At 57.9% G+C, this 22,208-nt stretch carries 18 protein-coding genes; 4 read left to right on the plus strand and 14 right to left on the minus strand.

The annotated features are described in order from the left end of the window. Positions 1-99: 99 nt before the first annotated feature. Entirely contained in the window at positions 100-981 is an 882-nt protein-coding gene (thrB, locus tag I2D41_RS00005; protein ID WP_006234874.1) for a homoserine kinase, read from the plus strand. A 194-nt stretch (positions 982-1,175) separates the two neighbouring features. Here thrB and I2D41_RS00010 read toward each other — a convergent pair whose 3' ends face one another. The 14 genes from I2D41_RS00010 to I2D41_RS00075 all read right to left on the minus strand — a co-directional run bounded on the left by I2D41_RS00010 (position 1,176) and on the right by I2D41_RS00075 (position 16,906). Continuing rightward, positions 1,176-1,808, minus strand: coding sequence for a helix-turn-helix transcriptional regulator (locus I2D41_RS00010; protein WP_195363118.1), 633 nt, complete (start codon positions 1,806-1,808; stop codon positions 1,176-1,178). Positions 1,809-1,839: 31 nt separating this feature from the next. After that, complete coding sequence (locus I2D41_RS00015; protein WP_195363119.1) at positions 1,840-2,523, minus strand: DUF3990 domain-containing protein; 684 nt, start codon at positions 2,521-2,523, stop codon at positions 1,840-1,842. Positions 2,524-2,624: 101 nt separating this feature from the next. Beyond that, on the minus strand, positions 2,625-3,215 hold the full coding sequence (gene yihA, locus I2D41_RS00020) for a ribosome biogenesis GTP-binding protein YihA/YsxC (RefSeq protein ID WP_006234871.1): 591 nt from the start codon (positions 3,213-3,215) through the stop codon (positions 2,625-2,627). 38 nt (positions 3,216-3,253) lie between these two features. Next, positions 3,254-3,994: a 5'-methylthioadenosine/S-adenosylhomocysteine nucleosidase gene (mtnN, locus tag I2D41_RS00025; RefSeq protein ID WP_195363120.1), complete on the minus strand. Its 741-nt coding sequence runs from the start codon at positions 3,992-3,994 to the stop codon at positions 3,254-3,256. Between the two features lie 124 nt (positions 3,995-4,118). Next, complete coding sequence (pflA, locus tag I2D41_RS00030; protein ID WP_195363121.1) at positions 4,119-4,937, minus strand: pyruvate formate-lyase-activating protein; 819 nt, start codon at positions 4,935-4,937, stop codon at positions 4,119-4,121. 186 nt (positions 4,938-5,123) lie between these two features. Further along, positions 5,124-5,978 carry a DegV family protein gene (locus I2D41_RS00035; protein ID WP_229042007.1) on the minus strand — a complete coding sequence of 285 codons (855 nt, stop codon included), beginning with the start codon at positions 5,976-5,978 and terminating at the stop codon, positions 5,124-5,126. 275 nt (positions 5,979-6,253) lie between these two features. Beyond that, a complete protein-coding gene (locus I2D41_RS00040; RefSeq protein ID WP_195363123.1) occupies positions 6,254-7,696 on the minus strand; it encodes a glycoside hydrolase family 32 protein in 1,443 nt (480 codons plus the stop codon). Between the two features lie 101 nt (positions 7,697-7,797). After that, complete coding sequence (locus I2D41_RS00045) at positions 7,798-9,249, minus strand: PTS transporter subunit EIIC (protein WP_052044095.1); 1,452 nt, start codon at positions 9,247-9,249, stop codon at positions 7,798-7,800. Between the two features lie 45 nt (positions 9,250-9,294). Then, positions 9,295-10,677, minus strand: a complete 1,383-nt coding sequence (locus I2D41_RS00050; protein ID WP_195363124.1) for a family 43 glycosylhydrolase — start codon at positions 10,675-10,677, stop codon at positions 9,295-9,297. A 184-nt stretch (positions 10,678-10,861) separates the two neighbouring features. Then, the gene (locus I2D41_RS00055) at positions 10,862-11,872 is read right to left on the minus strand and encodes a LacI family DNA-binding transcriptional regulator (RefSeq protein ID WP_229042008.1); all 1,011 of its coding nucleotides are present in this window, start codon (positions 11,870-11,872) and stop codon (positions 10,862-10,864) included. Between the two features lie 301 nt (positions 11,873-12,173). Beyond that, the gene (gene grcA3, locus I2D41_RS00060; RefSeq protein ID WP_117583521.1) at positions 12,174-12,425 is read right to left on the minus strand and encodes an autonomous glycyl radical cofactor GrcA3; all 252 of its coding nucleotides are present in this window, start codon (positions 12,423-12,425) and stop codon (positions 12,174-12,176) included. Between the two features lie 85 nt (positions 12,426-12,510). Then, positions 12,511-14,562 carry a formate C-acetyltransferase gene (gene pflB, locus I2D41_RS00065; protein ID WP_117629918.1) on the minus strand — a complete coding sequence of 684 codons (2,052 nt, stop codon included), beginning with the start codon at positions 14,560-14,562 and terminating at the stop codon, positions 12,511-12,513. 469 nt (positions 14,563-15,031) lie between these two features. After that, positions 15,032-16,048, minus strand: a complete 1,017-nt coding sequence (locus I2D41_RS00070; protein WP_229042009.1) for a 2-keto-3-deoxygluconate permease — start codon at positions 16,046-16,048, stop codon at positions 15,032-15,034. A gap of 108 nt (positions 16,049-16,156) precedes the next feature. Then, positions 16,157-16,906 (minus strand): SDR family NAD(P)-dependent oxidoreductase, encoded by a 750-nt coding sequence (locus I2D41_RS00075; protein WP_117770076.1) that lies wholly within the window; start codon positions 16,904-16,906, stop codon positions 16,157-16,159. A 364-nt stretch (positions 16,907-17,270) separates the two neighbouring features. Here I2D41_RS00075 and I2D41_RS00080 point away from each other — a divergent pair, with 364 nt between their 5' ends. The 3 genes from I2D41_RS00080 to I2D41_RS00090 are packed head-to-tail and all read left to right on the plus strand — an operon-like array spanning position 17,271 to position 21,939. Continuing rightward, the gene (locus I2D41_RS00080; protein ID WP_117746638.1) at positions 17,271-17,720 is read left to right on the plus strand and encodes a MarR family winged helix-turn-helix transcriptional regulator; all 450 of its coding nucleotides are present in this window, start codon (positions 17,271-17,273) and stop codon (positions 17,718-17,720) included. Further along, positions 17,717-20,083 carry an ABC transporter ATP-binding protein gene (locus I2D41_RS00085; RefSeq protein ID WP_271741575.1) on the plus strand — a complete coding sequence of 789 codons (2,367 nt, stop codon included), beginning with the start codon at positions 17,717-17,719 and terminating at the stop codon, positions 20,081-20,083. Before I2D41_RS00080 ends, I2D41_RS00085 begins: the two co-directional genes overlap by 4 nt. Then, on the plus strand, positions 20,083-21,939 hold the full coding sequence (locus I2D41_RS00090; RefSeq protein ID WP_195363126.1) for an ABC transporter ATP-binding protein: 1,857 nt from the start codon (positions 20,083-20,085) through the stop codon (positions 21,937-21,939). Before I2D41_RS00085 ends, I2D41_RS00090 begins: the two co-directional genes overlap by 1 nt. The last annotated feature ends 269 nt before the right edge of the window (positions 21,940-22,208 follow it).

Below are 22,208 nucleotides of genomic sequence, written 5' to 3' on the forward strand. Positions count from 1 at the left end.
GAGTTCCGCACGCAAAGGAAAGCACTTAATGTGCTTTCCGTCTTGCGCAGGACTGCCCGAGCAGCGAACTAAACAGCCAGGCACGCCAGGAGGACTCACATGATCAAGATCACCGTCCCAGCAACAAGCGCCAACTTGGGCATTGGCTACGATACCCTCGGCATGGCCGTCAGCCTCTACTCGCACTTTACCTTTGAGCGCGCCGACAAACTCACCATCACGGGCTGCCCCGAGGAATTCCAAAACGAGAACAACCTGGTCTACGTGAGCTTTGTCGATGCACTGGCTGCATGGGGCGAGCCGGCTTTTCCCGTTGCCATCGACATTCAAACCGATGTGCCCGTCGCTCGCGGCCTGGGTTCCAGCTCCACCTGCGTCGTCGCTGGCATCATGGCGGCCGCCGCGCTGACGGGCCACACCGTCGACCGTGCCGAGCTCGTCCGCATTGCCACCGAAGTCGAGGGCCATCCTGATAACGTCGCCCCCGCCATCCTGGGCGGCGCCGTCTGCTCCTTTACGCCGACCGATTCGCTCCCCCAGTGCCTGCGCTACGAGGTGAGCGATCGCCTGCGTTTTATTACCGTGATCCCGCCCTACGAGGTACACACGAGCGAGGCGCGCAAGGTCGTGCCGCAGGAGATTCCGCTCTCCACCGCCGTGTGGCAGATGGGCCGCATCGCCGGCATGACGCGCGGCCTGGAGACCGGCGACCTTGACCTGATTGCCGCCGCCAACGACGACCGCATCCAAGAGCCCTATCGCCGCCGCCTCATCCCCGACTACAACGCTGTGCGCGACACCTGCCTTAACGGCGGCGCTAAGACCATCTGGATTAGCGGCTCGGGCTCGACCCTCATGGCTGTGACCGACGACACCATCGTGGCAAAGTTCCTGCAGGTCAAGCTGCGCGAGCAGTTCCCCAAGTGCGATACGCATATCCTCACGTGCGACACGGAAGGCGCCCAGATCGAATACCTGTAGTCGCCGTCCCGTATACTCGCCGGGGAGGCCAAGGGGCTTTGCCCCCTGGCCTCCCCTATGTTAACTTCACCGGCGGCGGCTACAGGGACCTACGCTCTGGAAAGTCGCCGGGCTGATAGTTTGGTTTTTTATTGGTAGGGGCTCTTGCTAGACTGGAGCACTTCCTAGAGGCGAGCATCAGCTGTGTGCTTGGTTTAGGCGGCGCTGGTTTCTTTGTATTCGAAGACTGGTTCTAGGAGGTCTTCGATGTTGCAGTGGAGGGCTTTTGCTATGGCTCTTACGCTTGTTACCGAAGCTTCATTGATGTTTCTCTGGCGCTGCTCGTACATTTGGATTGAGCGGAGTGACACACCCGATTCGTATGCTAGGTTTTGTTGGGTTTTCTTAAGTTTCTTTCTTGCTAACGCAAGTTTGGTTTGCCTGGACGCTTTTTTCGCCATATCGCAGACGAGGCGAGCCACGCGTTCCTCCGAGGCTTCGTGCCAGGGATAGTACAGACTGCGCAGTGCGTCAAACGGAACGACATGCAGCAGGTCTTCGAAAGACTCCCCTAAACGCCACTGCAGATATGCCAGTATCCAGCCTGTCCAATACTCTGGCGTCTTCTCAAAACGATAGGTGCGATCCGGTATAGACCCGCTCTGATAGCCGGACCTTTCAGCGATAAGCGCGAACAGCTCAACGCCCGATTTTCCCGATACGACCCATGCGTTGCCGCGTTCGAACTCGCGAGCTACGCCGCTCAGGCAAAAGAGTTCAGCAACTTCCGATCCTTCTGCCCCATAATCGTTAACGGCATAGTCAAAGCAGTCACCGAGGTTGTTCATTGCATCCTCGAGGTAGTAGACGGGGTATGTCCTACTCGGCCCACAATCCGTTAACTCTTGGATCATTCAAATCAACCCTCCCTGCCATCAAATCCCTAATGTCGACACCATCAGAGTCAAATCCGTTTACCGTATCCAGATACTTACGTCGAGCGTTCTGTTCTCGCTCAAATCGTTTGGGATAAAACTCGGCTCCCGAGGCCTGCTTCCAATCGCGGAACCTGATCGCCGAGAACGCGCGCTCACTCATAAGCGCATATTGAATGCCCAAATCCCCCAAAAACATAATGCGCTGCAATTGCCTGAGCGAGATCATGCCGTTGACAAACTGTCTTGCAAACGAGAAATAGGAATCGTCTGCACGATAGCCTCGAATAACGTCATAGGAAGAAATACCAATCAGGCAGTTATCCAGCAGAGAACGAAGCCCCTCGCGTGCTACCGGCGTTGAAACATTGAACTCTCTGTTATTCGCCAGAATTGCAAGCCAGTTGAGAATCGAGAACTCGCCTGATTCCAAATCCAAAATCGCAAGGCCATCTAAATCAAGCTCATATCGATTGGCAATGCCATCAGACTCGGTCCGGCATGCCCATTCCATCGCCATTTCCTCATGTGGCGTGCAATAAAACCCGCGCCCATAGTCATTGAATTGTTTGCATTTATCCAACGACGGATGCTCGACAACAACCTCCGACCCGTGCCAAAGCTCCATATCGACCTCCAAACAAAAATATCACCCCAGTGATAGTGTACCAACAACTATCACTGGGGTGATATAGATAGATGCAAACTATTGTCTGCCAAGAGCCCCTGCTAGAGGCAGGCCTCGGCGATGCGCTTTTTGAGTTCGTCGATGCCGGTGCCGGTTTGGGAGCTTGTAATGATCACGTTCTCGGCAGGGACGTTGAGCTGTTTTTTGATGGCTGCTGCCTGGCGGGCCTGTTGGGTGCGGCTGAGCTTGTCGGCTTTGGTGAGGCAGACGATAAAGTTGAACTCGTTGCCCTGTAGGTAGTCGATCATGTCGTGGTCGAGCTTGCTGGGGTCGTGACGAATGTCCACCAGCGAGACGACCAAGTTAAAGCTGCGCTCGGAGTCGAAAAAGTCGCCGATAAGCTCGGCCCAGCGGTCGCGCTCGGCCTTGGAGCGACGGGCGAAACCGTAACCCGGCAGGTCCACGAAATGCACGTCGTCGGCCTCAAAGAAGTTGATGTTGCTCGTCTTGCCCGGCGTACTGGAAACCTTGACCAGGTTCTTGCGGCCAAATAGCTTGTTCATGATGGAGGACTTGCCCACGTTGGAGCGGCCGACGAAGCTCACCTCAGGGCAAGTGGACTCGGGAATCTGCGAAACCTTGCCGTAGCTGGCAACGAACTTGGCAAGCTGATAGTTAATGGAATCGGCCATGGACACTCCTTGGTCGTAGGTTCTTACAAATAGACGCGCTATTGCGCAGCGGCAATGCGGCGGACGATATCGAGCGTGATGTCACTTGCGACACGCGCGTACTCGAACAGATCGAACTCGCGCTCGCAAATTGCATCGTACGCCTCGTCACAATTATCACTGATAGCGCGCAACACCAGGCAATCGACACCATTTTTGGTTGCGACATGGGCAATTGCCGCGCCCTCCATGCCGACACAATCGGCATGCGTCGCCTCGATAGCGTCGTTGCGCATGGTGGCGCCCGTCACAAAGCGGTTACCCGTGGCAATCGTGCCGACCAGGAACTGCTTGGTGCCCTCATTCGAAGCGACTGCATTTGTCGAAGCGTCAACAAACCCACGCTCAGCAAGCACATCGGCGGCAATATCGACCAGCGCGGGCGTCGAGCCAAACTCCTCGAGCCCCGGTGCGGACTCGGCGATAAGCGCGGTATCGGTATCCAGATAGCGTAGGCGTTTGCCAATGACCACGTCGTCGATATGGAGCTTGGGGTTCAAACCGCCCGCAATGCCCGAAAACACAACAGCCTGCGGAGCATACTTGCTAATGAGGTGCTGTGTTGCAGCGGCGGCGTTCACCGTGCCCATGCCCGCCGTTGTGGCGACAATCATCATGCCGTCGAGCTCACCGCTCACAACGGTCAAGCCTGCCTCCCGTGCCTCGCAAACGTCGCTCAACTCTTCCTTAATCTGCATGATCTCTTTTTCGAGCGCACCGATAATCGCGATGGTAGCCATACCATTCCCCAAACCTATACGAAATTCTAAACCAAGGTATGGTACCAGCATTTTGTTTGACCTCGCCAAACGAACACGCTAAGCCAGCGCAGCTCGCGTATCATAAAGGGGCAAAAATAGCACGCTATCCGATTGCGTTTTTGAGCTCCGCACGGCGCTCTTTCATGCCGGTCATAACGGCATTGCGCAACTCGGGCATGCGCGCGGTATCCATCTGGGGCACGCCGTCGAGCTTATAGGGAATGCCCAGTTGCTCGTACTTGACGACACCCATCGTGTGATACGGCAGCATTTCCAGGCCCACCACGTTGTGCCATGGAGCGATGAGGCGACCGAGCTTCTCGCACTCCTCCACCGTGTCGGTAATGCCCGGCACCACCACGTGGCGGATAACGACCTTGATCTTGCGACGTGCAAGCTCATCGCCAAACGCCAGGATGCGTGCGGGATCACAACCGGTCAGCTTTTTATGCTCAGCCGGATCGGCATGCTTGATGTCGAGCAGCACCATGTCGGTCTCGTTGAGAACGGCATCGAACTTCTCGGGGTGGTTGGGATCGAACGCATAGCCGCAGCTGTCCAAGCAGGTATGCACGCGGCCATCGGAGTTGTTGTGCATTGCACGGAACAGGTCGGCCAAAAACTCAGGCTGTAGGAGCGGCTCGCCACCCGAAACCGTAATGCCGCCGCTGCGATAGAACTCATGGTTGCTCTGGAACTCGTCCATCAGGTGCTCGACGGTCACCATGGTGCCGCCGTTAACAGACCAGGTATCGGGATTGTGGCAATACGCGCAGCGCATGGGACAGCCTTGGACAAACACTACGAAGCGGATGCCGGGTCCGTCGACCGTACCCATCGTTTCAATCGAATGTACGCGGCCCAGGGCAAACGCGGAGTCCTCGGGACGAGCGTCCACACCCTCGAGCGTCATCTCAGCCATTCCCGCTACCTTGCCTCTCATTGGTTTTAGTTACATAAATGCCAGAGCCATTCTAGCCCATACGCATGATGGTGAAACGGTTTAGTGGTCAATTGGGTTGTTCTATTTGGCCCCACACAAAAGCGGCGGGAAGGTTGTCACAACCCACCCGCCGCCGAGGCAATAGATATCGATAGACGCCAGGCCTTACGCCTTAAGCGTAAGCACCGCGCCGAAGGCGGTCGGGCCGCAATGGCTCGAGATGACGCCGCCGACCTGAGTCCAGGTAATGTCCTTAAAGCCCAGGTCGTGCGCATAGACTTCCATGTCGTCGCGCAGCTCCTCGGAAAGACCTACCGAATACGCCAGGCCAATGTGCGAGTAGTCAATCTCGCCCTTGGCAACCATGTGGTCAATAAAGGCACGGGCGCACTTGAGCATAGAGCCGCGGAACTTCTTGGTCGCCACAAACTTACCGCCCGTTACCTCAATGCAGGGCTTAATCTTGAGCAGGTGGGCGCCAAGGAACGCGACGTTGGACAGACGACCGCCCGCCTTAAGAAAGGCTAGGTCGGTAGGAACAAAGCCCAGCAGCACACGGTCCATGACGGAGTTCGTAAATGCAAAGATCTCGTCGACGGTGGCATCGGGGTGAGCCTCGATGTATTTGGCGGTCTCGACGACAACAAGCGACTGGCCTACCGAGACAAAGCGCGTGTCCATGGAGAACACGTAGTCGCGCCCCTGGGCCGCAATCTTTGAGGACTGATGCGAACAGGTCGTGGCCTCGGAATATGCAAGATGCAAAATAGTGGCGTCGGGCTGCTCAGCGTGAATGCGGTCGTACACGTGAGCAAAATCCGCAGGCGCGCAGCCACTGGTCTTGGGCATCACGCCAAACTCATTGCAGCGCGAATAAATCTCGAGCGGATCGATCGAGCCGTCCTCGACGGTCTCGTCACCAATCGTGACATGCATGGGCACGCGCACGATGCCGTAGCGCTCGCAGAGCTCCGGCGTTACATCCGACCCAGACTCAACCACGATTACATACTTGCCCATTCTTATCACGACCCATCTCGACATTGGCTTTTCAATACATGACACGCGCGTCGCGCTGTTGCACAACGGCATCTAAGCGCCAAAGAGACGCCGCCCTTTGCACATAACAAAGGACAGCGTCTCCCTGGAAAACTCCGTGCTTAACTGAGATTTTACACGGTTTATTAAGGAGTGTTACTTATTCCGCAAACGGTCGCTATACGCGATAAACGGTAGTTGGCCGCGGCAACTGCGACACATTCCGCCCAACAAGTCCAATCGTGCTCCATGCACGGTTAATGAGCGAGGCGGTAGAAATCCATCGACGCCGCGCCCTCGGCGTGCAGCGCCATCGCCGGAACCGCCGACGAATAGGTACGGCTCGTAAGTGCCGCCTCACCGCCGTTGGCAAAAATCTCGACCATCGTAGTGTCCGAAAGCACGCGCAGGTCGCGAAGCTCGCTGAGCTCGATCGACCTCTGGTCGCGCCCATAGCCTTCGTCACCCATGTCGAGGGTAAGCATCCCGTCTGCATAGCGCACAAAGACACCCTTGCGGATTTCGAGCTCGATCACCTGGGCGCCCTCACAGGAAACCACAAGATCAAACAGGCGGCCCGGCTCCTCAACGGTTTCACCGCCTGTCGCGCAAACGCAGTCGCCGCGCATCCTCTCAATCTCGTGCACCGGCTGCTGACAGAGCTTACCATCGCGCATGCTCAGTTTTCTCGGCACCGTCAACGCGCACTGCCACCCGCGTGCCACCGTCGGGCTTTTTGCCGTCGCATCGGGGCAACCCGACCACCCGATCATCAAACGCCGACCCGCAGCATCCTCAAAAGACTGCGGTGCGTAGAAATCAAAGCCGGCATCGACCATCGGGGGCATGCCCTGCCCGGCGATCTTAAAACTCGGCGCCTCCCAATCGGCCTCGATGGGAAACCACACGCACTGGTGCGGATTGCGGTAACGCCATCCATCGGCAGGCACACCCTGCGGACAGCAAACGAGAATAAGCTCGCCATCGAGCTCAAACAGATCGGGGCACTCCCACATAAAGCCAAACTTCTCGCCCAGCTCAATGCGCGTCGCATAGCTCCAGACCCCTAAATCACGCGAAGTATAGACAAGCACGCAGCCACGGTCGTCTTTCGTACGAGCGCCCAGAACCATGTAGTAGATACCATCGTGCTCAAGAATCTTGGGGTCGCGCACGTGCGTACCGATATCGTCGGGGTAATCGACTGGTCCAACAGCCATGCGCTTCTCGCCCAATTCGTCGGGATTCTCGGCAACCATATGAATCTGGTTTTGCTCACGGCCCGTCAACACGTAGTCGTAATCATCGCGGTCAAAATGCTTGACGTTGCCGGTAAAGAAGTAGTGAATCTTGCCATCACGTACAAAGGCAGAACCAGAATACGCTCCGCTCGAATCCAAATCGGAATCGGGGAACAGCACGGGGCCGTGATTCTCGTACGTCACAAAATCCTTTGTCGTCAGATGGTTCCAAAGCACTGGACCGCCATGCGCAGCATCGAACGGATCGTATTGATGATAGATGTGATACGTATCACCAATCTGAACCAAACCGTTGGGGTCGTTGAGCCAGCCAAGCTCAGGCTCCACATGGAACAGAAGCCTATCGGGGTCGGACGCGATGCGAGCCGCCGTCTCATCCTGTCCGACACGCCACTGCTCATAGTCCGCGCGTGTCACCTTGTTTTTTTGATTTAACATCGCCGTTGACTTTCTCGTCTATGGGGAAGGACGCTCGACTCACACGAGTCGAACGCCCTTCCTCAAATGGACTTATCCTCAGATTACACTGAACGGCTCAACTAGAAGCTAACGTCGAAGCCAGCGCCAGCGCCCTCTTCATCGGTGGTCGGCACGCCCTTTGCCTTGTTGTAGGCAAAGATCAAGACGATCGGCACGATAAAGGCGATGAGATTGCCAGCCACATACCACACGAGGGTCTCGGGCGTGACGATGAGCAGGCCAAGCACGCCGGTCAGACCCTGACCGATAGCGCGCACCTCAAAGAGCTTGACGAAGGCACCGCCGCAGCCTGCACCGATGCATGCGCAGATGAACGGAATGATCGAATAGCGCATGTTTGCAGCAAAGATAGCGGGCTCGGAGATTCCGACCAGCGTCGGGATAAAGGACGACATGCAGATGTTGCGCTCTTTGGAGTGCTTCTTGTGAATGAGGTACATACCGATGGCGCCGCCGCCCTGGGCGATGATGGAAACCGACCAGATGGCCTGGATGTAGTTGAAGCCAGTCGTGGCAACAAGGTTTGCCTCGATACCCTGGATGAACTGATGCGTACCGGTAACGACGAGCGGCTGCAGGAACGCGGCGAAGACAAAGGCACCAAAGACGCCCATCCTGTTGTACAGGATATCGATTACGCCGGCGAGGACGTCACCGATCAGGTTGCCGAGCGGGCCGAACACGGTGAACAGGGCGACGTTAGCAAGAATCAGGGTAACGGTCGGGACAAAGACGAACGAAACGACCTCGGGGATGTACTTCTGGGCAATCTTTTCGACCTTGGCCATAAACCAGGCAGTCAGGATTGCAGGGAATACGCCGCCCTGGAAAGCAACCATGGGAATGGATAGCGGACCGAAGTTCCAGTACTCAGCACCCGTCGGGTCCATAACGAACGTGTTGCGGTTCATAAGGCTCGGGTGAACCATGACGATACCGACGAGGATGCCCAGGATCGGGTTACCGCCAAAACGCTTGACCGCGCTGTACATAACCAGGACAGGTAGGTAGTCGAAGGTGGTGGCGATAATGGCAAAGAAGCTTGCGAGGTTCTTGAGGAACTCGCTGTGATCGGCGAGGCTGCCCTCCATGCCAAAGAGGCCGTTGGCAACAATCAGCGACTTAAGGCCGATGATGATAGCAGCGCCGACGAAAGCGGGAATGATGGGGATAAAGATGTCCGAGAATACCTTGAGGACCGAGAAGAACTTGCCCTTCTTGTCCGCCTCGGCGCCCTTGACCTCGGAAGCGCTAATCTCCTTAACGCCCGTCAGAGCCATAAACTCATCGTAAACCTTGTTGACGGTACCGGTACCGAAGATGATCATGAGCTGGCCGCTGTTGTACAGCACGCCCTTGACGCCATCGATGTTCTCGAGCTCGGCCTTGTTGTACTTGCTCGTATCCTTGAGCACCAGACGCAGACGCGTAACGCAATGCGTGGCGCCCTCGATGTTCTCCAGACCGCCGACGTTATCGACGACTTGCTGAGACACTGCCTTGTAGTCCATGTTCCTCTCCATTCCTTTACGAAATCATAAGACGTTTTGATGCCATTACAGAGACGCGATCGTTGCATTTGCGCACTTAAGCGTACCGTCGGTGACCGTCAGCGCCACACCCTGGCCCTGCTTATTGCAGAATCGAGCGTTAAGCGCAACATCATCGACAAAGATGGTCGCGATATCGTCGTCAACGACCAGGCGCACATGATGAGTGCCCTCGCCCTTAAAGAACAACGGACGCTCGAGGCCCATGTTGTTGACCTGGAACCACGGATACTGGGGGGCCGCCGTAAACTCGAGCTTGCCCTCACGCAGGTTGGCGCGGAACTCATAGGCAAGACCGGACTCGGCGTCCTCGGCGAACTTGACCGAGAAGCCGGCAGCGTCACCGGCGAGCTCGATGTCGGCATCGAGCATATAGGTGGAACCGGCATCCGCGGCGAGCACCTGCTCGACCTTGCCCGACTCGCAGGAGAGCTCAAAGGCCTCGACTGCCTTAGCCTCGCCAAAGGCGCCAAGCATGCTGTCAGGAAGCTTGGTGCCGAGCGTTCCGTCAACACGCTGAACGATCTCGAGAGGCATAAAGGTGCCACCCCACAGGTAAGAGCTGGGGTCACCGCCCTCGTCACGCGTAGGAACCCAACCAAAGAGAACGCGGCGCTCGCCGTCAAATGCGGTACGCGCGGCATAGTACGCGCGGCCATCGAAGGAATCGTCCGCAGGAGTGATCCAAGGACCGTTGATAGAGCGAGACATGCGGTAACGGGTCTTGTTGCCATCACTGTACTCGGAGAACACCAGATACCACCAGTCGCCCATCTTAAAGAGATCAGGCATCTCGAACATGGTGTACAGGCCCGGATTCCACCAGTCGCCCTGGAACTCCCAGGTATCCAGGTCCTTGGAGGTGAACTTGACCAGACGACCGGTCATCAGACGCTTGTCCTCGCCCACACGCGTGCCGAGGATGAGCATGTACTCTTCGTTCTCCTCATCCCAAAGCACAAAGGGATCGCGCCAGTTGCGGTCATCGTAACCCTCCTGGGGCGGAAGCAGCGTCTCGGCGATGTTCTTCTCCCACTTGACGGCGTCGTCACTCGTTGCGTGAAGAAGAACCTGCTTCATCAAGCGTGCCTTGACCTTATCGCGATTGCAACCAGTGTAGAGCGCATGGTACTTGTCGCCCACCTTAAACACCGTGCCGGCATAAACATACTGGTCGACTTCCTCGTCGCCGCCACGCTCAAGGCTCTCGCCAAAGTCTTTGTAATTGACGAAGTCCTTGGTTGTCGCGAGTGCCCAGCCAAACGGCTCTCCGAAAGGTCCGGGGTTTCGCGTGTCACGCTGATGATAGAGATAGAACGTGCCGTCCTCGCCGTACGGCATGATGTCGCCTACCCAAATTCCCTCAGGCTGGTAATACACCTTGTGCATCCGAGACTTCCTTTCTCACGAGATACTAACTCGGTACAACTGCAAGATATGTCAATCGTTTTCATATGTCAAACGTTTTCACACCAATACGTCTTTTCGCAGTTCCAGTCGTCGGCAAACGGTTGACATATGCCGGCGAACGGTCATCAGAGGTGTTTGAGGAATTCTTTTGGCACGGGATGAACTACGCGGTTTTACCCTCAATGAGTTCAACGGGGAGCTTGATATTCGATTCGGGCTTTTCGCCGTTAATAAGAGCAATGATGGATTGCGCCGCGAGCTCTCCGATGCGATCGATATCTTGGCGAACGGTTGTTAAGTCAGGCATAAACGTCATAGTGCGGCGGGCACCATCCGCGCCCACGACCTTAATATCGCCCGGAGCGCTCAAGCCGCGCTGCTTCATCACGTTAAGACAGATAGCCGCCATCGTGTCGTCTCCCGCAAAGATGCCGTCAATATCGGGGTTCTCATCGAGGATCTTCGCAACGACCGCGCCCTTTTCGTCGTCGGGCTTAACGAACTCAACCTCACAGACAAGCGCGGACAAACCGGCCTGCTCAACAACATCGAGGTAGGCATCGGTACGCTTATTGGCAGGCATGCGCATGCGGCTATTGCTGCGCAGGCACAGGATACGCCTGCAGCCGTCATCAATCAGACGGCGCGTGGCGAGCTCGCCAATGCCATAGCTGTCACTTGCAATCTGGACAGAGCCCTCGCCAAGATCGCAGTCGATGCCAACCAGGCTCAAGCCCATCTCGGCATATGCCTCGGCACCGATATTGAGGGAGTTGACGATGACGCCGTCGACCATATTGCGGCGGAGCATGTCAATATAGGAACGCTCAAGATCGGGTCGATTGGCGCTGTTGCACAGCAACATCTTAAAGCCGTTTTCCGCTAACGTGCGCTCGACCGCCTGCACAACCTGAGCATGGAACGGGCTGCTCACAAAGGGAACGATCATACCGATAAGATTCAGGCGACCGTTGAGCATGGCACGGGCGATATCGTTGGGCGTATAGTTGATGCGCTCCATCGCGGCATGGACCTTATCGCGGGTCTCTTGGCTAATATAGCCGCGATTATTAAGCACGCGAGATACCGTAGTAGGCGAAACCCCCGCCACCGCTGCAACTTCCTTGATGCCAGGCTTAGCAGAATCCTTAGAACGAGCGCCCTCGCGAGCCATAGCACCCTCCCCCATCAACATGTCAAACGTTTACATACGAACAAAGCATACCCCAACAACAGCGGGAAGACGGTAACAGCACAAGTAAGTAAACGACTCATCCAAATAATTAGGAGAGTTCCGCCTAAAGGGTGACTACACAGGACCCCCGCCGGGCCGCTTTGGGTTACTTTCCAAAACATTTCCGCAGGATGCAAAGGGCTCCGCCGCGCGAAGCGCGCAGCGGAGCCCTTTGCATGTCCGAGGACGTTTTGGAAAGTAACCCAAAGCGGCCCGGCGATCCTGCGGGAGTTAAACCCCTTTAGAACTTGTCGTGGAAGGTACGCGAAATGACCTCGTCCTGCTGCTCCTTGGTGAGCGTGTGGAAGTTCACGGCATAGCCGGAAACGCGGATGGTCAGCTGCGGGTACTTCTCGGGGTGAGCCTGAGCATCGAGCAACGTCTCACGGTTGAAGACGTTGATGTTCAGGTGATGGCCACCCTTCTCGGCGTAAGCGTCGAGCATGTGGACCAGGTTATCGGCCTGAGTCTCGGAAACTTCAGAAACCTTCATAATGTGTCTCCTTCGATCGATAGGCGCCGGCCGAAACCGGCGCGCTAATCAGTAATCGTTATTGTTAGTATAGCACTAACAATAGTTACTCGCCCAGCTGATCAAGGTCGATATCGCCAAAGAACACCTGGTCCTCCTTGCCGAGCGCACCCGGGATGATGGAGAAGGTGTTGGAGATGCCGTCCTGAGCATCGCGGAACGGGAGCTTGGAAACCGAAGACAGCGAAGCGATGGCGCCGTGGCTATCACGCTTGTGCATGGGGTTAGCACCCGGGGCGAACGGCTGGCCAGCCTTGCGGCCGTCGGGCGTGGAGCCGGTCTTCTTACCGTACACGACGTTGGAGGTAATGGTCAGAACCGAGGTCGTGGGCACGGAGTTGCGGTAGGTGTCGTTCATGCGGATGTACTCCATGAACTGGTGCACAACGTCGTGAGCGATCTGGTCGACGCGGTCGTCGTCGTTACCGTACTTGGGGAACTCGCCCTCGGTCTCGAAGTCGACGATGATGCCGTTCTCATCACGGACGGGGTGGACCTTAGCGTACTTGATGGCGGACAGGGAGTCAGCCACGACGGAAAGGCCAGCGATGCCCGTAGCGAACCAGCGGTGCACGTGCTTGTCGTGCAGAGCCATCTGGATGCGCTCGTAGCAATACTTGTCGTGCATGTAGTGAATGATGTTCAGCGAGTTGACGTACACGCCAGCGAGCCACTTCATCATGTCGTTGTACTTGGCCACAACGTCGTCGTAATCGAGCGTATCGCCCTCGACGGCGCGATACTTGGGGCCGACCTGCTTCTTGGAGACCTCGTCAACACCGCCGTTGAGCGCGTAGAGCAGGCACTTGGCCAGGTTGGCGCGGGCGCCGAAGAACTGCATCTCCTTGCCGATGCGCATGGAGGACACGCAGCAGGCGATGCCGTAGTCGTCGCCGTGGTAAACGCGCATGAGGTCGTCGTTCTCGTACTGGATCGAGGAGCTGGCGACAGAAGTCTTGGCGCAGAACTTCTTGAAGTTCTCGGGCAGACGGGTCGACCACAGAACGGTCATGTTGGGCTCGGGGCTGGTGCCCATGTTCTCGAGCGTGTGCAGGTAGCGGTAGCTCATCTTGGTAACGAGCGTACGGCCGTCAACACCCATGCCGCCGATGGACTCGGTGACCCACTGCGGGTCGCCGGTGAACAGGGCCTGGTACTCGGGGGTACGGGCAAACTTGACCATGCGGAGCTTCATGATGAAGTGATCCACGAACTCCTGAATCTGCTCCTCGGTGAAGGTGCCGTTGGCAAGGTCGCGCTCAGCGTAGATGTCAATGAACGTGGAGGTACGGCCGATGGACATAGCGGCGCCGTTCTGCTCCTTGACGGCAGCGAGGTAGGCGAAGTACATCCACTGGATGGCCTCCTGCGTGTTGGTAGCAGGGTTGGAAATATCGAAACCATAGGTCTCGGCCATCATCTTGAGCTCGCCGAGGGCGCGGATCTGCTCCTGCAGCTCCTCACGGTCGCGGATGTTGTCGGCGGTCATGACCGTCGGGGTGGAAGCCTTCTGGGCCTCCTTGTCCTTGATCAGGTAGTCGACGCCGTACAGGGCAACACGACGGTAGTCGCCGATGATGCGGCCGCGGCCATAGCCATCGGGCAGACCGGTGATGATGTGGGCCGAACGGCAAGCACGCATCTCGGGGGTGTAGACATCGAAGACGCCAGCGTTGTGGGTCTTGCGCTCGAAGGTGTAGCGCTCGACAACGTTCTCGTCGACCTTATAGCCGTGCTGGCTGGCAGCCTGGCAAGCGATGCGGATACCGCCGTTGACGTGCAGCGCGCGCTTGAGCGGCTTGTCGGTCTGGAGGCCGACGATGGTCTCCTTCTCGCGGTGGGCGTTATCGATGTAGCCAGCGGGGTGGCTCACGATACCCGTGACGGTCTTGGTGTCCATATCGAGGACACCGCCCTGCTCGCGCTCCTTAAGCAGCAGGTCGAGAACCTCGCCCCACAGCTCCTTGGTACGCTCGGTCGGGCCGGCGAGGAACGACTCGTCGCCCTCGTAGGGGGTGTAGTTCTTCTGGATGAAGTCTCGGACGTCAACCTCTCCCGTCCAGATGCCTTCCTTGAAGCCTTCCCATGCCTCCTGCATTGTGTAACCACGCTCCTAGTTACGTGTAATGCGGCGCTCTCTCACACCGCTGCTTATTGAATTCTTGAATGTTCGGCTTGCACTACCGGCTTCTTCCGTTCTTCACCACACGTTGGTGTAGGGAAAACGTTTATCCACCTTGGAACTACAACCCAAAACCCAAGATTTCACCCGTTTGAGAAGGATAACATAGCGACCCTCTCCATCTGGGCTGTTATATGTTTCTTTTTTTATATCATAATGGCGTTTTTTACAAACCCGCAGGAAATGCGAGCGCGAACAACTACCGTTCACCGATTTCTTTGGTATTTTTCCTTGCCTTTGTACGACGTTCACTCTAGCTGTTATGTCAGCTTTATCAGGGTAAAGTACCCCAGAGACCCTTCAGAAACTGAAGGGCGGCCACGGGATTTCCCCCGGGGCCGCCCTATGGCGTGGCTAGTTATTTAGCTTTGATTGCCGTTTGGCATTAGGCGGCTGCGGAAGCCTTGTCGGTCGTTGCCTTGCTGTTGCTCTGCTGGCCCTCAAAATGCTTGTAGCACCAGCTGGTGACCAGCGGGGTCAATATAGCCGTCACGATTGCGCAGGCAGCAACCTGTGCCGTAGCCGTCGCGAGCACGGCGCCACCGTACATGGCCCCGTTGACGCTTGCCATGGCAGCAGGCGTAGCCACATTGGCTCCGGCGCAGCTCGAAATGGCCGCACCTGCGACACCCGTGCCGCCCGTGAGCTTGTCGACCGCGATGACGGGAATTGCAAAGATCACCGAGCAGATCACGCCGAGCAGAATACCGGGAAGACCGCCATTAATGAGCTGGCCAAAGGTCATGGTCGAGCCCATGGCAAAGAAGACGAGCACGATGACGGCGGAAAGTGCCGGTGCCATCATCTTCTTAAAGCTGGGGAAGACGTTGCCCAGAATAATGCCGACGACGATCGGCAGGATGGCACCCACGAGCGACCAGCCGATCGGAGCCTGGCCGGCAGCGCCGAGCACGATCATCGTGACCGGAGGGCCGACAACGAGCGTGGTGATTGCGACAGCGCCACGCTCGGCCTCATTGCCCATGGTGCCCATCAGACCTGCGTACATAGCGTTGTTGGCGCCGGTGCAAGCCGCCAGCATCACCATGGCAGAGATGCCAAACAGGTTGTCGTTGAACACATAAAGGATGAGCAGCGACACGGCAACGACCACGATTTGCTTGACGGCGATGATGATGGCACCGCGGGCAGCGGCGGCAGGAGCACTCTTAAACGAAATCGTCGTACCGACGATAAGCAAAAAAGCGCCCACGAGCGGGCCTGCACCCTGCTGGGTCATGCCAAGCGTAAAGCTGCCGAGCGTTTTGAACAGATCAGGGAATAGCGTGTTGAGCAGGCAGCCCAGCAGAAGCGGCACCAAAATATTGGCACCCGGGATGGAGGACATCTTAAAGAACGGCTCCTTTGCCGCCGGCGCCTCCACCACAGTCGATTCACTCATTTATATCTCCTTTTGATGCGTGTGGCACGCGGTCGCACGCTCCTGTGCCAGAAAGAAGGCGACGGTCCCGAGTCGCAGGAGCCGTCGCCGAATTAACGTCGCGGGGTATTACCCGTCCAGAACGATGCCACCGTCGCAGTCACCGATCTCGCCGTTCACGAAGCTGGCGAGGTCGGAGGCAAAGAAGAGCACCATCTGCGCAGGCTCGCTGGCCTGGGCGGCACGGCCCAGAGGAATACCGTTGATGATGCGCTGAGAGTTCTCGTCAGAGAGAATCGAGGTCATATCGGTCAACGTGAGCGACGGGCACACAGCGTTGCAGCGAACGCCGAACCTACCGCCCTCCTTGGCGACTGCCTTGGTTAGACCGTTAACACCGGCCTTGGAGCTCGCGTAAGCCGCGGTGCCGAGCAGGCCGCCGCCGATCTTGCCAGCAACAGAGCTCACGTTGACGATAGTGCCGGCATGGGCAGCCTTAAAGTGCGGGTATACGGCGTTCATCATGGTAAAGGTGCCGTTGAGGTTGATGTCGATGGTACGGCGCCACTCGGTGTCGTCGATCTCGTCGAACTTCTTGGTGCTGATGACGCCAGCGCAGTTGATCAGGATATTGGTTTGCGGCAGGTCTGCGAAAATCTGTTCGACGGTCTCGCGCGCCTTGGGCGCATCAGCGACATCGAGCTGATAAAACTTGTTGCCCTCGCCAAGCTCGGCCACAGCGGCCTCGCCCTTAGCAGCGTTCCTTGCGATGAGCGCGACATGTCCGCCGCCCGCGACGATGCCCTTGGCGATCTCGAGGCCAATGCCCTGAGTGCCGCCCGTGACAATCGCGGTCTTGCCCGTGAAGTCAAATGCCATGACTCCATCCCCCTTTATATAAGGTGTCTCCTCGCGGGAAGTTGGAGCATCGCACGTGGCGATTATATGAGTCCCAGTCGTCATGGTGGTGACAACCCCTCGCCTAACCGCGTGCATGATAGTTCTTTGAAACGCTGCAATTCTTGAATGATTTTAATTCTTTATGCGTTCTTTATATTGCCTAGCAACCAGGTAGTTTTTGGGACATGCCTAGAGATCTGCCCTTAACTTTGCTGGCACCGACGGTGTACGGAGATCGCCTAAAGGCAGTTTTCTAGGCATGTCCCAAAAATCTTCCGTATAGGGCGCGCGTGCAGGGGTATCATCTTCCACCGAAAATAGTTTCTAGTGTTAGGGGTTTTCGGTGGAAGATACCGATTTCCATGAGCTTGGACGCCAACTCCTTACCGAGTTTGGCAGCATGCATCAGCGCGTTTCGCGCTTTGCGGACAAAGCTCTCGGCGGCGAGATGGCCGTCATGCGCGCCCTCATGCTCGCTGGCGGTTCGCTCACGCCGAGCGAACTCGCAGATCGCGCCTGGGTCTCGAGTGCCCGCATCGCCAATATCCTACGCGCTCTCGAAGCCAAGGGCTGGGTCGAGCGCGAGCACTCAAAGACCGACCGTCGTCGCGTACACGTCACGGTGACCGACAAGGGATTCCATGATCTCGAAATCAAGCGTCGGGAATTCGAGGACCGCACCGCGGCCTTCCTCGAGCAGTTCGGCGAAACAGATACCCAAGAGATGGTGCGTCTTCTAAGACGTGCCAACGAAATTATCGACCGCAACCAAGAAAGGAGAGATGCCGAGTGAGGATTCTCAAGCTCTTTACAAAGCATGTCCTGGCACTGTTCGCAGCTATCGTACTTATCGTAATCAGCTGCAACGCCGATCTGGCGCTGCCTACCTATATGAGCGACATCGTCGACGTGGGCGTGCAGCAAGGCGGCATCGCCTCGCCCGTGCCCGACACCATTCGCGCCGAATCGCTCGACGACCTCGAACTCTTCATGAGCTCCAAGGACGCCAAGGCTGTGGAGGCCGTGTTTAGCAAGGCGGACAATAACGGCATTCGAACGTACAAGGGCACCGAGGAGGAGCGTGCCGACGGCGGCAAGATTGCCGACATCATGAGCCTGCCCGAGACTGTCGTCCTTTCGTTCAACCAGGGTATTGACGCCAACTCCATGGGTGACATGATGGGCACGTCCGGTGAGAAAGACAACAGCGGCGCCCAGGCCATGCCCACGCCCGAGCAGATGGCGGCGATGACGCCCGAGCAACTCGCCGAGATGCAGCAGAAGGCCGCTGCGGCGCAGAACATGCAAAAACAGATTGATGCCGACGGTGGCAAGATCACCATGAAGAGCCTGCGTCTAGGCGTTGAAGGCGGCCTAATCGACCAGGGCAAGCTCGTCGAGGGCGCCAACCAAATGGCGGACAAAATGGGCTCCATGTCGGGCTCCATCGTCACCCAGCGCGCCGTGAGCTATGTACAGGACGAGTACAAGGCGCAGGGCATCGACCCCGCCGACGTGCAGAACGCCTACCTGAGCCGCATGGCGACCACGATGTTTGGACTGTGCCTCGTGTCGCTCGTCGCCACCATCCTGACCGGTGCCGTGGCTTCGCGCACCGCCTGCTCCATCGCCCGCGACCTGCGCCGCGAGACCTTCAACAAGGTTATGCACTTCTCGCCGGCCGAGGTGGGCAAGTTTAGCCAGGCCTCGCTCATCACCCGCTGCACCAACGACATTCAGCAAATCCAGATGGCCGCAACTCTGTTTATCCGCATGTGTCTGATGGCCCCCGTCATGGGCATCGTCGCCGTCATGCGCGTCCTGGCCAACCATACCGGCCTGGAGTGGACCATCGCCGTTGCCATCATCGCGGTCTCGGCCGTCGTCGGCGTGCTTATGGGCCTCACCATGCCCAAGTTCAAAAAGATGCAGAGCTTTGTTGACCGCGTGAACCTTACCGCCCGCGAGCTGCTCGATGGCCTGATGCCCATCCGCTCGTTCAACCGCGAGGAGCATGAGCTCGAGCGTTTTGACAAGGCTTCGCTCGACCTGATGACCACGCAGCTCTACACCAACCGCGCCATGAGCTTTATGATGCCGCTCATGATGCTCGTCATGAACTGCATCACCGTGCTTATCGTCTGGTTTGGCGCGCAGGGCGTGTCCGACGGCGTGATGCAGGTCGGCAACATGATGGCGTTTATCTCCTATACCATGCAGATCGTCATGGCGTTTATGATCCTCACCATGGTTTCGGTCATCCTGCCCCGCGCCGAGGTCGCAGCCGAGCGCGTGGAAGAGGTCGTCACCTGCCCTACGAGTATCAACGACCCTGTCTCGCCCAAACTGCCTGCTGCCAGCGCGCCGCGCGGCGAGCTCACCTTCCGCGACGTGAGCTTCCAGTATCCCGATGCCCGCGCCGACGTCATCAGCGGCGTGAACTTCACCACGCATGCCGGTCAGATGCTCGGCATTATTGGCTCCACGGGCTCGGGCAAGTCCACGCTCGTGCAGCTGATTCCGCGCCTGTACGACGTCACGGGCGGCAGCATTTCGCTCGACGGTATCGACGTGCGCGACATGACCCTTTCCGAGCTGCGCCGCCGCATCGGTTATATTCCGCAGCAGGGTCGTCTGTTCTCGGGTACCGTTGAGAGCAACCTCAAGTTTGCGGGCGACATGGTGAGTGACGAGGATATGCGCCAGGCAGCACGCGTCGCCCAGGCCGAGGACTTTATCGCCGAGCGCGAGGGCGGTTACGACTCCCCCATCAGCCAGGGTGGCTCCAATGTTTCGGGCGGTCAGCGCCAGCGTCTGGCCATCGCCCGCGCCCTGGCCAAAAAGCCCGAGGTCGTGGTGTTCGACGACTCGTTTAGCGCGCTTGACTACAAGACCGACGCGCGCCTGCGCGAAGAGCTGGCCAAAAACGTCACCGACGCCGCGCTCGTGGTCGTGGCACAACGCATCGCGACCATCATGCACGCCGACCAGATCATCGTACTCGACGACGGTCACGTAGTGGGCACCGGCACGCACGAGGAGCTACTGCGCAGTTGCCCGGCGTATCTGGAGATCGCACAGTCGCAGCTTTCCGCCGAGGAGCTGGGGCTTACCCAAGAAGAAATTGCAGCCGTTATGGAAGGAGGCGAGCGCTAATGGCAGACGAGACCAAGACTCAAATTCCCAAGCCCACCCGTCAGCGTGGACCCATGGGCCGCATGGGTGGCATGCGCCGTGGCGAAAAGGCCAAGGACTTTAAGGGCACCATGAGGCAGCTGCTCGGCTATATCGGCCAGCACAAGATTGCCGTGTTTGCCGCCGTCGCCTTTGCCGTGTGCTCGGTCATCTTTAACATTGTGGGGCCCAAGGTGCTCGGCCAGGTTACCACCAAACTGTTCGAGGGCCTGGTTGCCAAGGTCAACGGTACCGGCGACGTTGACTTTGACTGGATCGCCAAGACGCTCGGCTTTTTGCTCTGCCTGTATCTGGCGAGCTCTGTCTGCAGCCTGGTCCAGGGCTGGCTCATGACCGGTGTCACGCAAAAGATTTGCTACCGCATGCGCAAGGAGATTGCCGCCAAGATTGCCGTCGTGCCGATGAGCTACTTCAACGGTCACAGCAAGGGCGATGTGCTCAGCCGCATCACCAACGACGTCGATACGCTCGGCCAGTCGCTCAACCAGAGCGTGACGCAGCTTATTACGTCCGTCACGCAGATTATCGGCGTGCTCGTCATGATGTTGTCGATCAGCCTGCCGCTCACCGGCGTCACCGTGCTCACGCTGCCGGCCGCCGCGATTATCTTGATGGTGATGATTCACTTCTCGCAGCCGTACTTCCGCGAGCAGCAGCAGGTACTGGGCACCGTCAACGGCATTATCGAGGAGGATTTTGCCGGCCAGAACGTCATTCAGGTGTTCGACCGCGCCGAGGCTTCGATCGAGGAGTTCGACCGCCAAAACGACCGCCTCTTTATTAGCGGCTGGCGCTCGCAGTTCCTGTCGGGCCTGATGATGCCGCTTATGAGCTTGGTGGGTAACATGGGCTACGTGGGCGTCGTCGTCGTGGGTGCGCAGCTCGCGCTGACCGGCAATGCCACGCCCGGCGACATCCAGAGCTTTATCCAGTACGTTCGCAACTTTACGCAGCCCGTGCAGCAGCTGGGCAACGTGAGCAACACGATGCAGTCGATGGCCGCTGCCACCGAGCGCGTCTTTGAGTTCCTGGCCGCGCCCGAGGAGGAGCAAAAGACCGACGCGCAGATCCCCGAGAAGCGCCCCGGTCACGTGGAGTTCGACCATGTCAAGTTTGGCTACACGCCCGACAAGACCATCATCCACGACTTTAGCTGCGAGGCTAAGCCCGGTCAGACCATCGCCATCGTCGGCCCCACCGGCGCCGGCAAGACCACGCTCATCAAGCTGCTGCAGCGCTTTTACGACGTGGACGGCGGTTCGCTGCGCGTCGAGGGTGTCGACGTGCGCGACTGGGACCGCGCGGCGCTGCGCGGCGAGTTTGCCATGGTGCTGCAGGACACCTGGCTGTTTAACGGCACCATCCGCGAGAACATCCGCTACGGACGTCCCGACGCGAGCGATGCCGAGGTCGAAGCCGCCGCACGCGCTGCACGCTGCGACCACTTTATTCATACGCTCGCCGGCGGCTACGACTTTATGATCAACGAGGAGGGCACCAACCTGTCGCAGGGTCAGCGCCAGCTCGTGACCATCGCCCGTGCCATTTTGGCCGACCGCCCGGCACTGATTCTGGACGAGGCGACTTCCAACGTCGATACCCGTACCGAGGAGCTCATTCAGCGCGCCATGGATGCGCTGATGCAGGGCCGCACCAGCTTTGTCATCGCGCACCGCCTGTCCACGATCCGCAACGCCGACGTGATCTTGGTGATTCGCGACGGCGACATCGTCGAGAAGGGCACGCACGACGAGCTGCTCGCCCAGGGCGGCTTCTACGCCGACCTGTACAACTCGCAGTTCGACGAAGCGGCGTAAAAACCGGCGGCAAACAACCGCAATGCCAAGAAAACGGGGGCGCAGGACAACCTGCACCCCCGTTTTGTGTCCTTCGAGCCTCGAAACGCCTTCCCTGAGACCTCACTGACGGCGCTTTCCAGACCCCGTGGGCAAAAAAGGGCAAATATGAGTACTGTTACCTTTTTAGTAACAGCCAAAACCGCCTCAAATGCCGCTCCCACGGCTTACACGCGGGTAGCGCGCAGAGATGTGGTGTAAGAGGCGGGGCATGCCCCGCCTCTTCTCTT

Origin of the sequence: Collinsella aerofaciens (assembly GCF_015552075.1) — a bacterium.
GTDB lineage: Bacteria > Actinomycetota > Coriobacteriia > Coriobacteriales > Coriobacteriaceae > Collinsella > Collinsella aerofaciens_Y.

What these genes read in the sequence shown, in the direction of transcription:
- I2D41_RS00010 (WP_195363118.1), bottom strand. Translation starts at nt 1,808, where the DNA reads ATGAACAACCTCGGTGACTGCTTTGACTATGCCGTTAACGATTATGGG.
- I2D41_RS00045 (WP_052044095.1), bottom strand. Translation starts at nt 9,249, where the DNA reads ATGGACTACAAGGCAGTGTCTCAGCAAGTCGTCGATAACGTCGGCGGT.
- thrB (WP_006234874.1), top strand. Translation starts at nt 100, where the DNA reads ATGATCAAGATCACCGTCCCAGCAACAAGCGCCAACTTGGGCATTGGC.
- mtnN (WP_195363120.1), bottom strand. Translation starts at nt 3,994, where the DNA reads ATGGCTACCATCGCGATTATCGGTGCGCTCGAAAAAGAGATCATGCAG.
- pflB (WP_117629918.1), bottom strand. Translation starts at nt 14,562, where the DNA reads ATGCAGGAGGCATGGGAAGGCTTCAAGGAAGGCATCTGGACGGGAGAG.
- I2D41_RS00055 (WP_229042008.1), bottom strand. Translation starts at nt 11,872, where the DNA reads ATGGCTCGCGAGGGCGCTCGTTCTAAGGATTCTGCTAAGCCTGGCATC.
- I2D41_RS00075 (WP_117770076.1), bottom strand. Translation starts at nt 16,906, where the DNA reads ATGGCATTTGACTTCACGGGCAAGACCGCGATTGTCACGGGCGGCACT.
- grcA3 (WP_117583521.1), bottom strand. Translation starts at nt 12,425, where the DNA reads ATGAAGGTTTCTGAAGTTTCCGAGACTCAGGCCGATAACCTGGTCCAC.
- I2D41_RS00015 (WP_195363119.1), bottom strand. Translation starts at nt 2,523, where the DNA reads ATGGAGCTTTGGCACGGGTCGGAGGTTGTTGTCGAGCATCCGTCGTTG.
- I2D41_RS00050 (WP_195363124.1), bottom strand. Translation starts at nt 10,677, where the DNA reads ATGCACAAGGTGTATTACCAGCCTGAGGGAATTTGGGTAGGCGACATC.
- I2D41_RS00070 (WP_229042009.1), bottom strand. Translation starts at nt 16,048, where the DNA reads ATGAGTGAATCGACTGTGGTGGAGGCGCCGGCGGCAAAGGAGCCGTTC.
- pflA (WP_195363121.1), bottom strand. Translation starts at nt 4,937, where the DNA reads ATGGCTGAGATGACGCTCGAGGGTGTGGACGCTCGTCCCGAGGACTCC.
- I2D41_RS00040 (WP_195363123.1), bottom strand. Translation starts at nt 7,696, where the DNA reads ATGTTAAATCAAAAAAACAAGGTGACACGCGCGGACTATGAGCAGTGG.
- I2D41_RS00035 (WP_229042007.1), bottom strand. Translation starts at nt 5,978, where the DNA reads ATGGGCAAGTATGTAATCGTGGTTGAGTCTGGGTCGGATGTAACGCCG.
- yihA (WP_006234871.1), bottom strand. Translation starts at nt 3,215, where the DNA reads ATGGCCGATTCCATTAACTATCAGCTTGCCAAGTTCGTTGCCAGCTAC.
- I2D41_RS00090 (WP_195363126.1), top strand. Translation starts at nt 20,083, where the DNA reads ATGGCAGACGAGACCAAGACTCAAATTCCCAAGCCCACCCGTCAGCGT.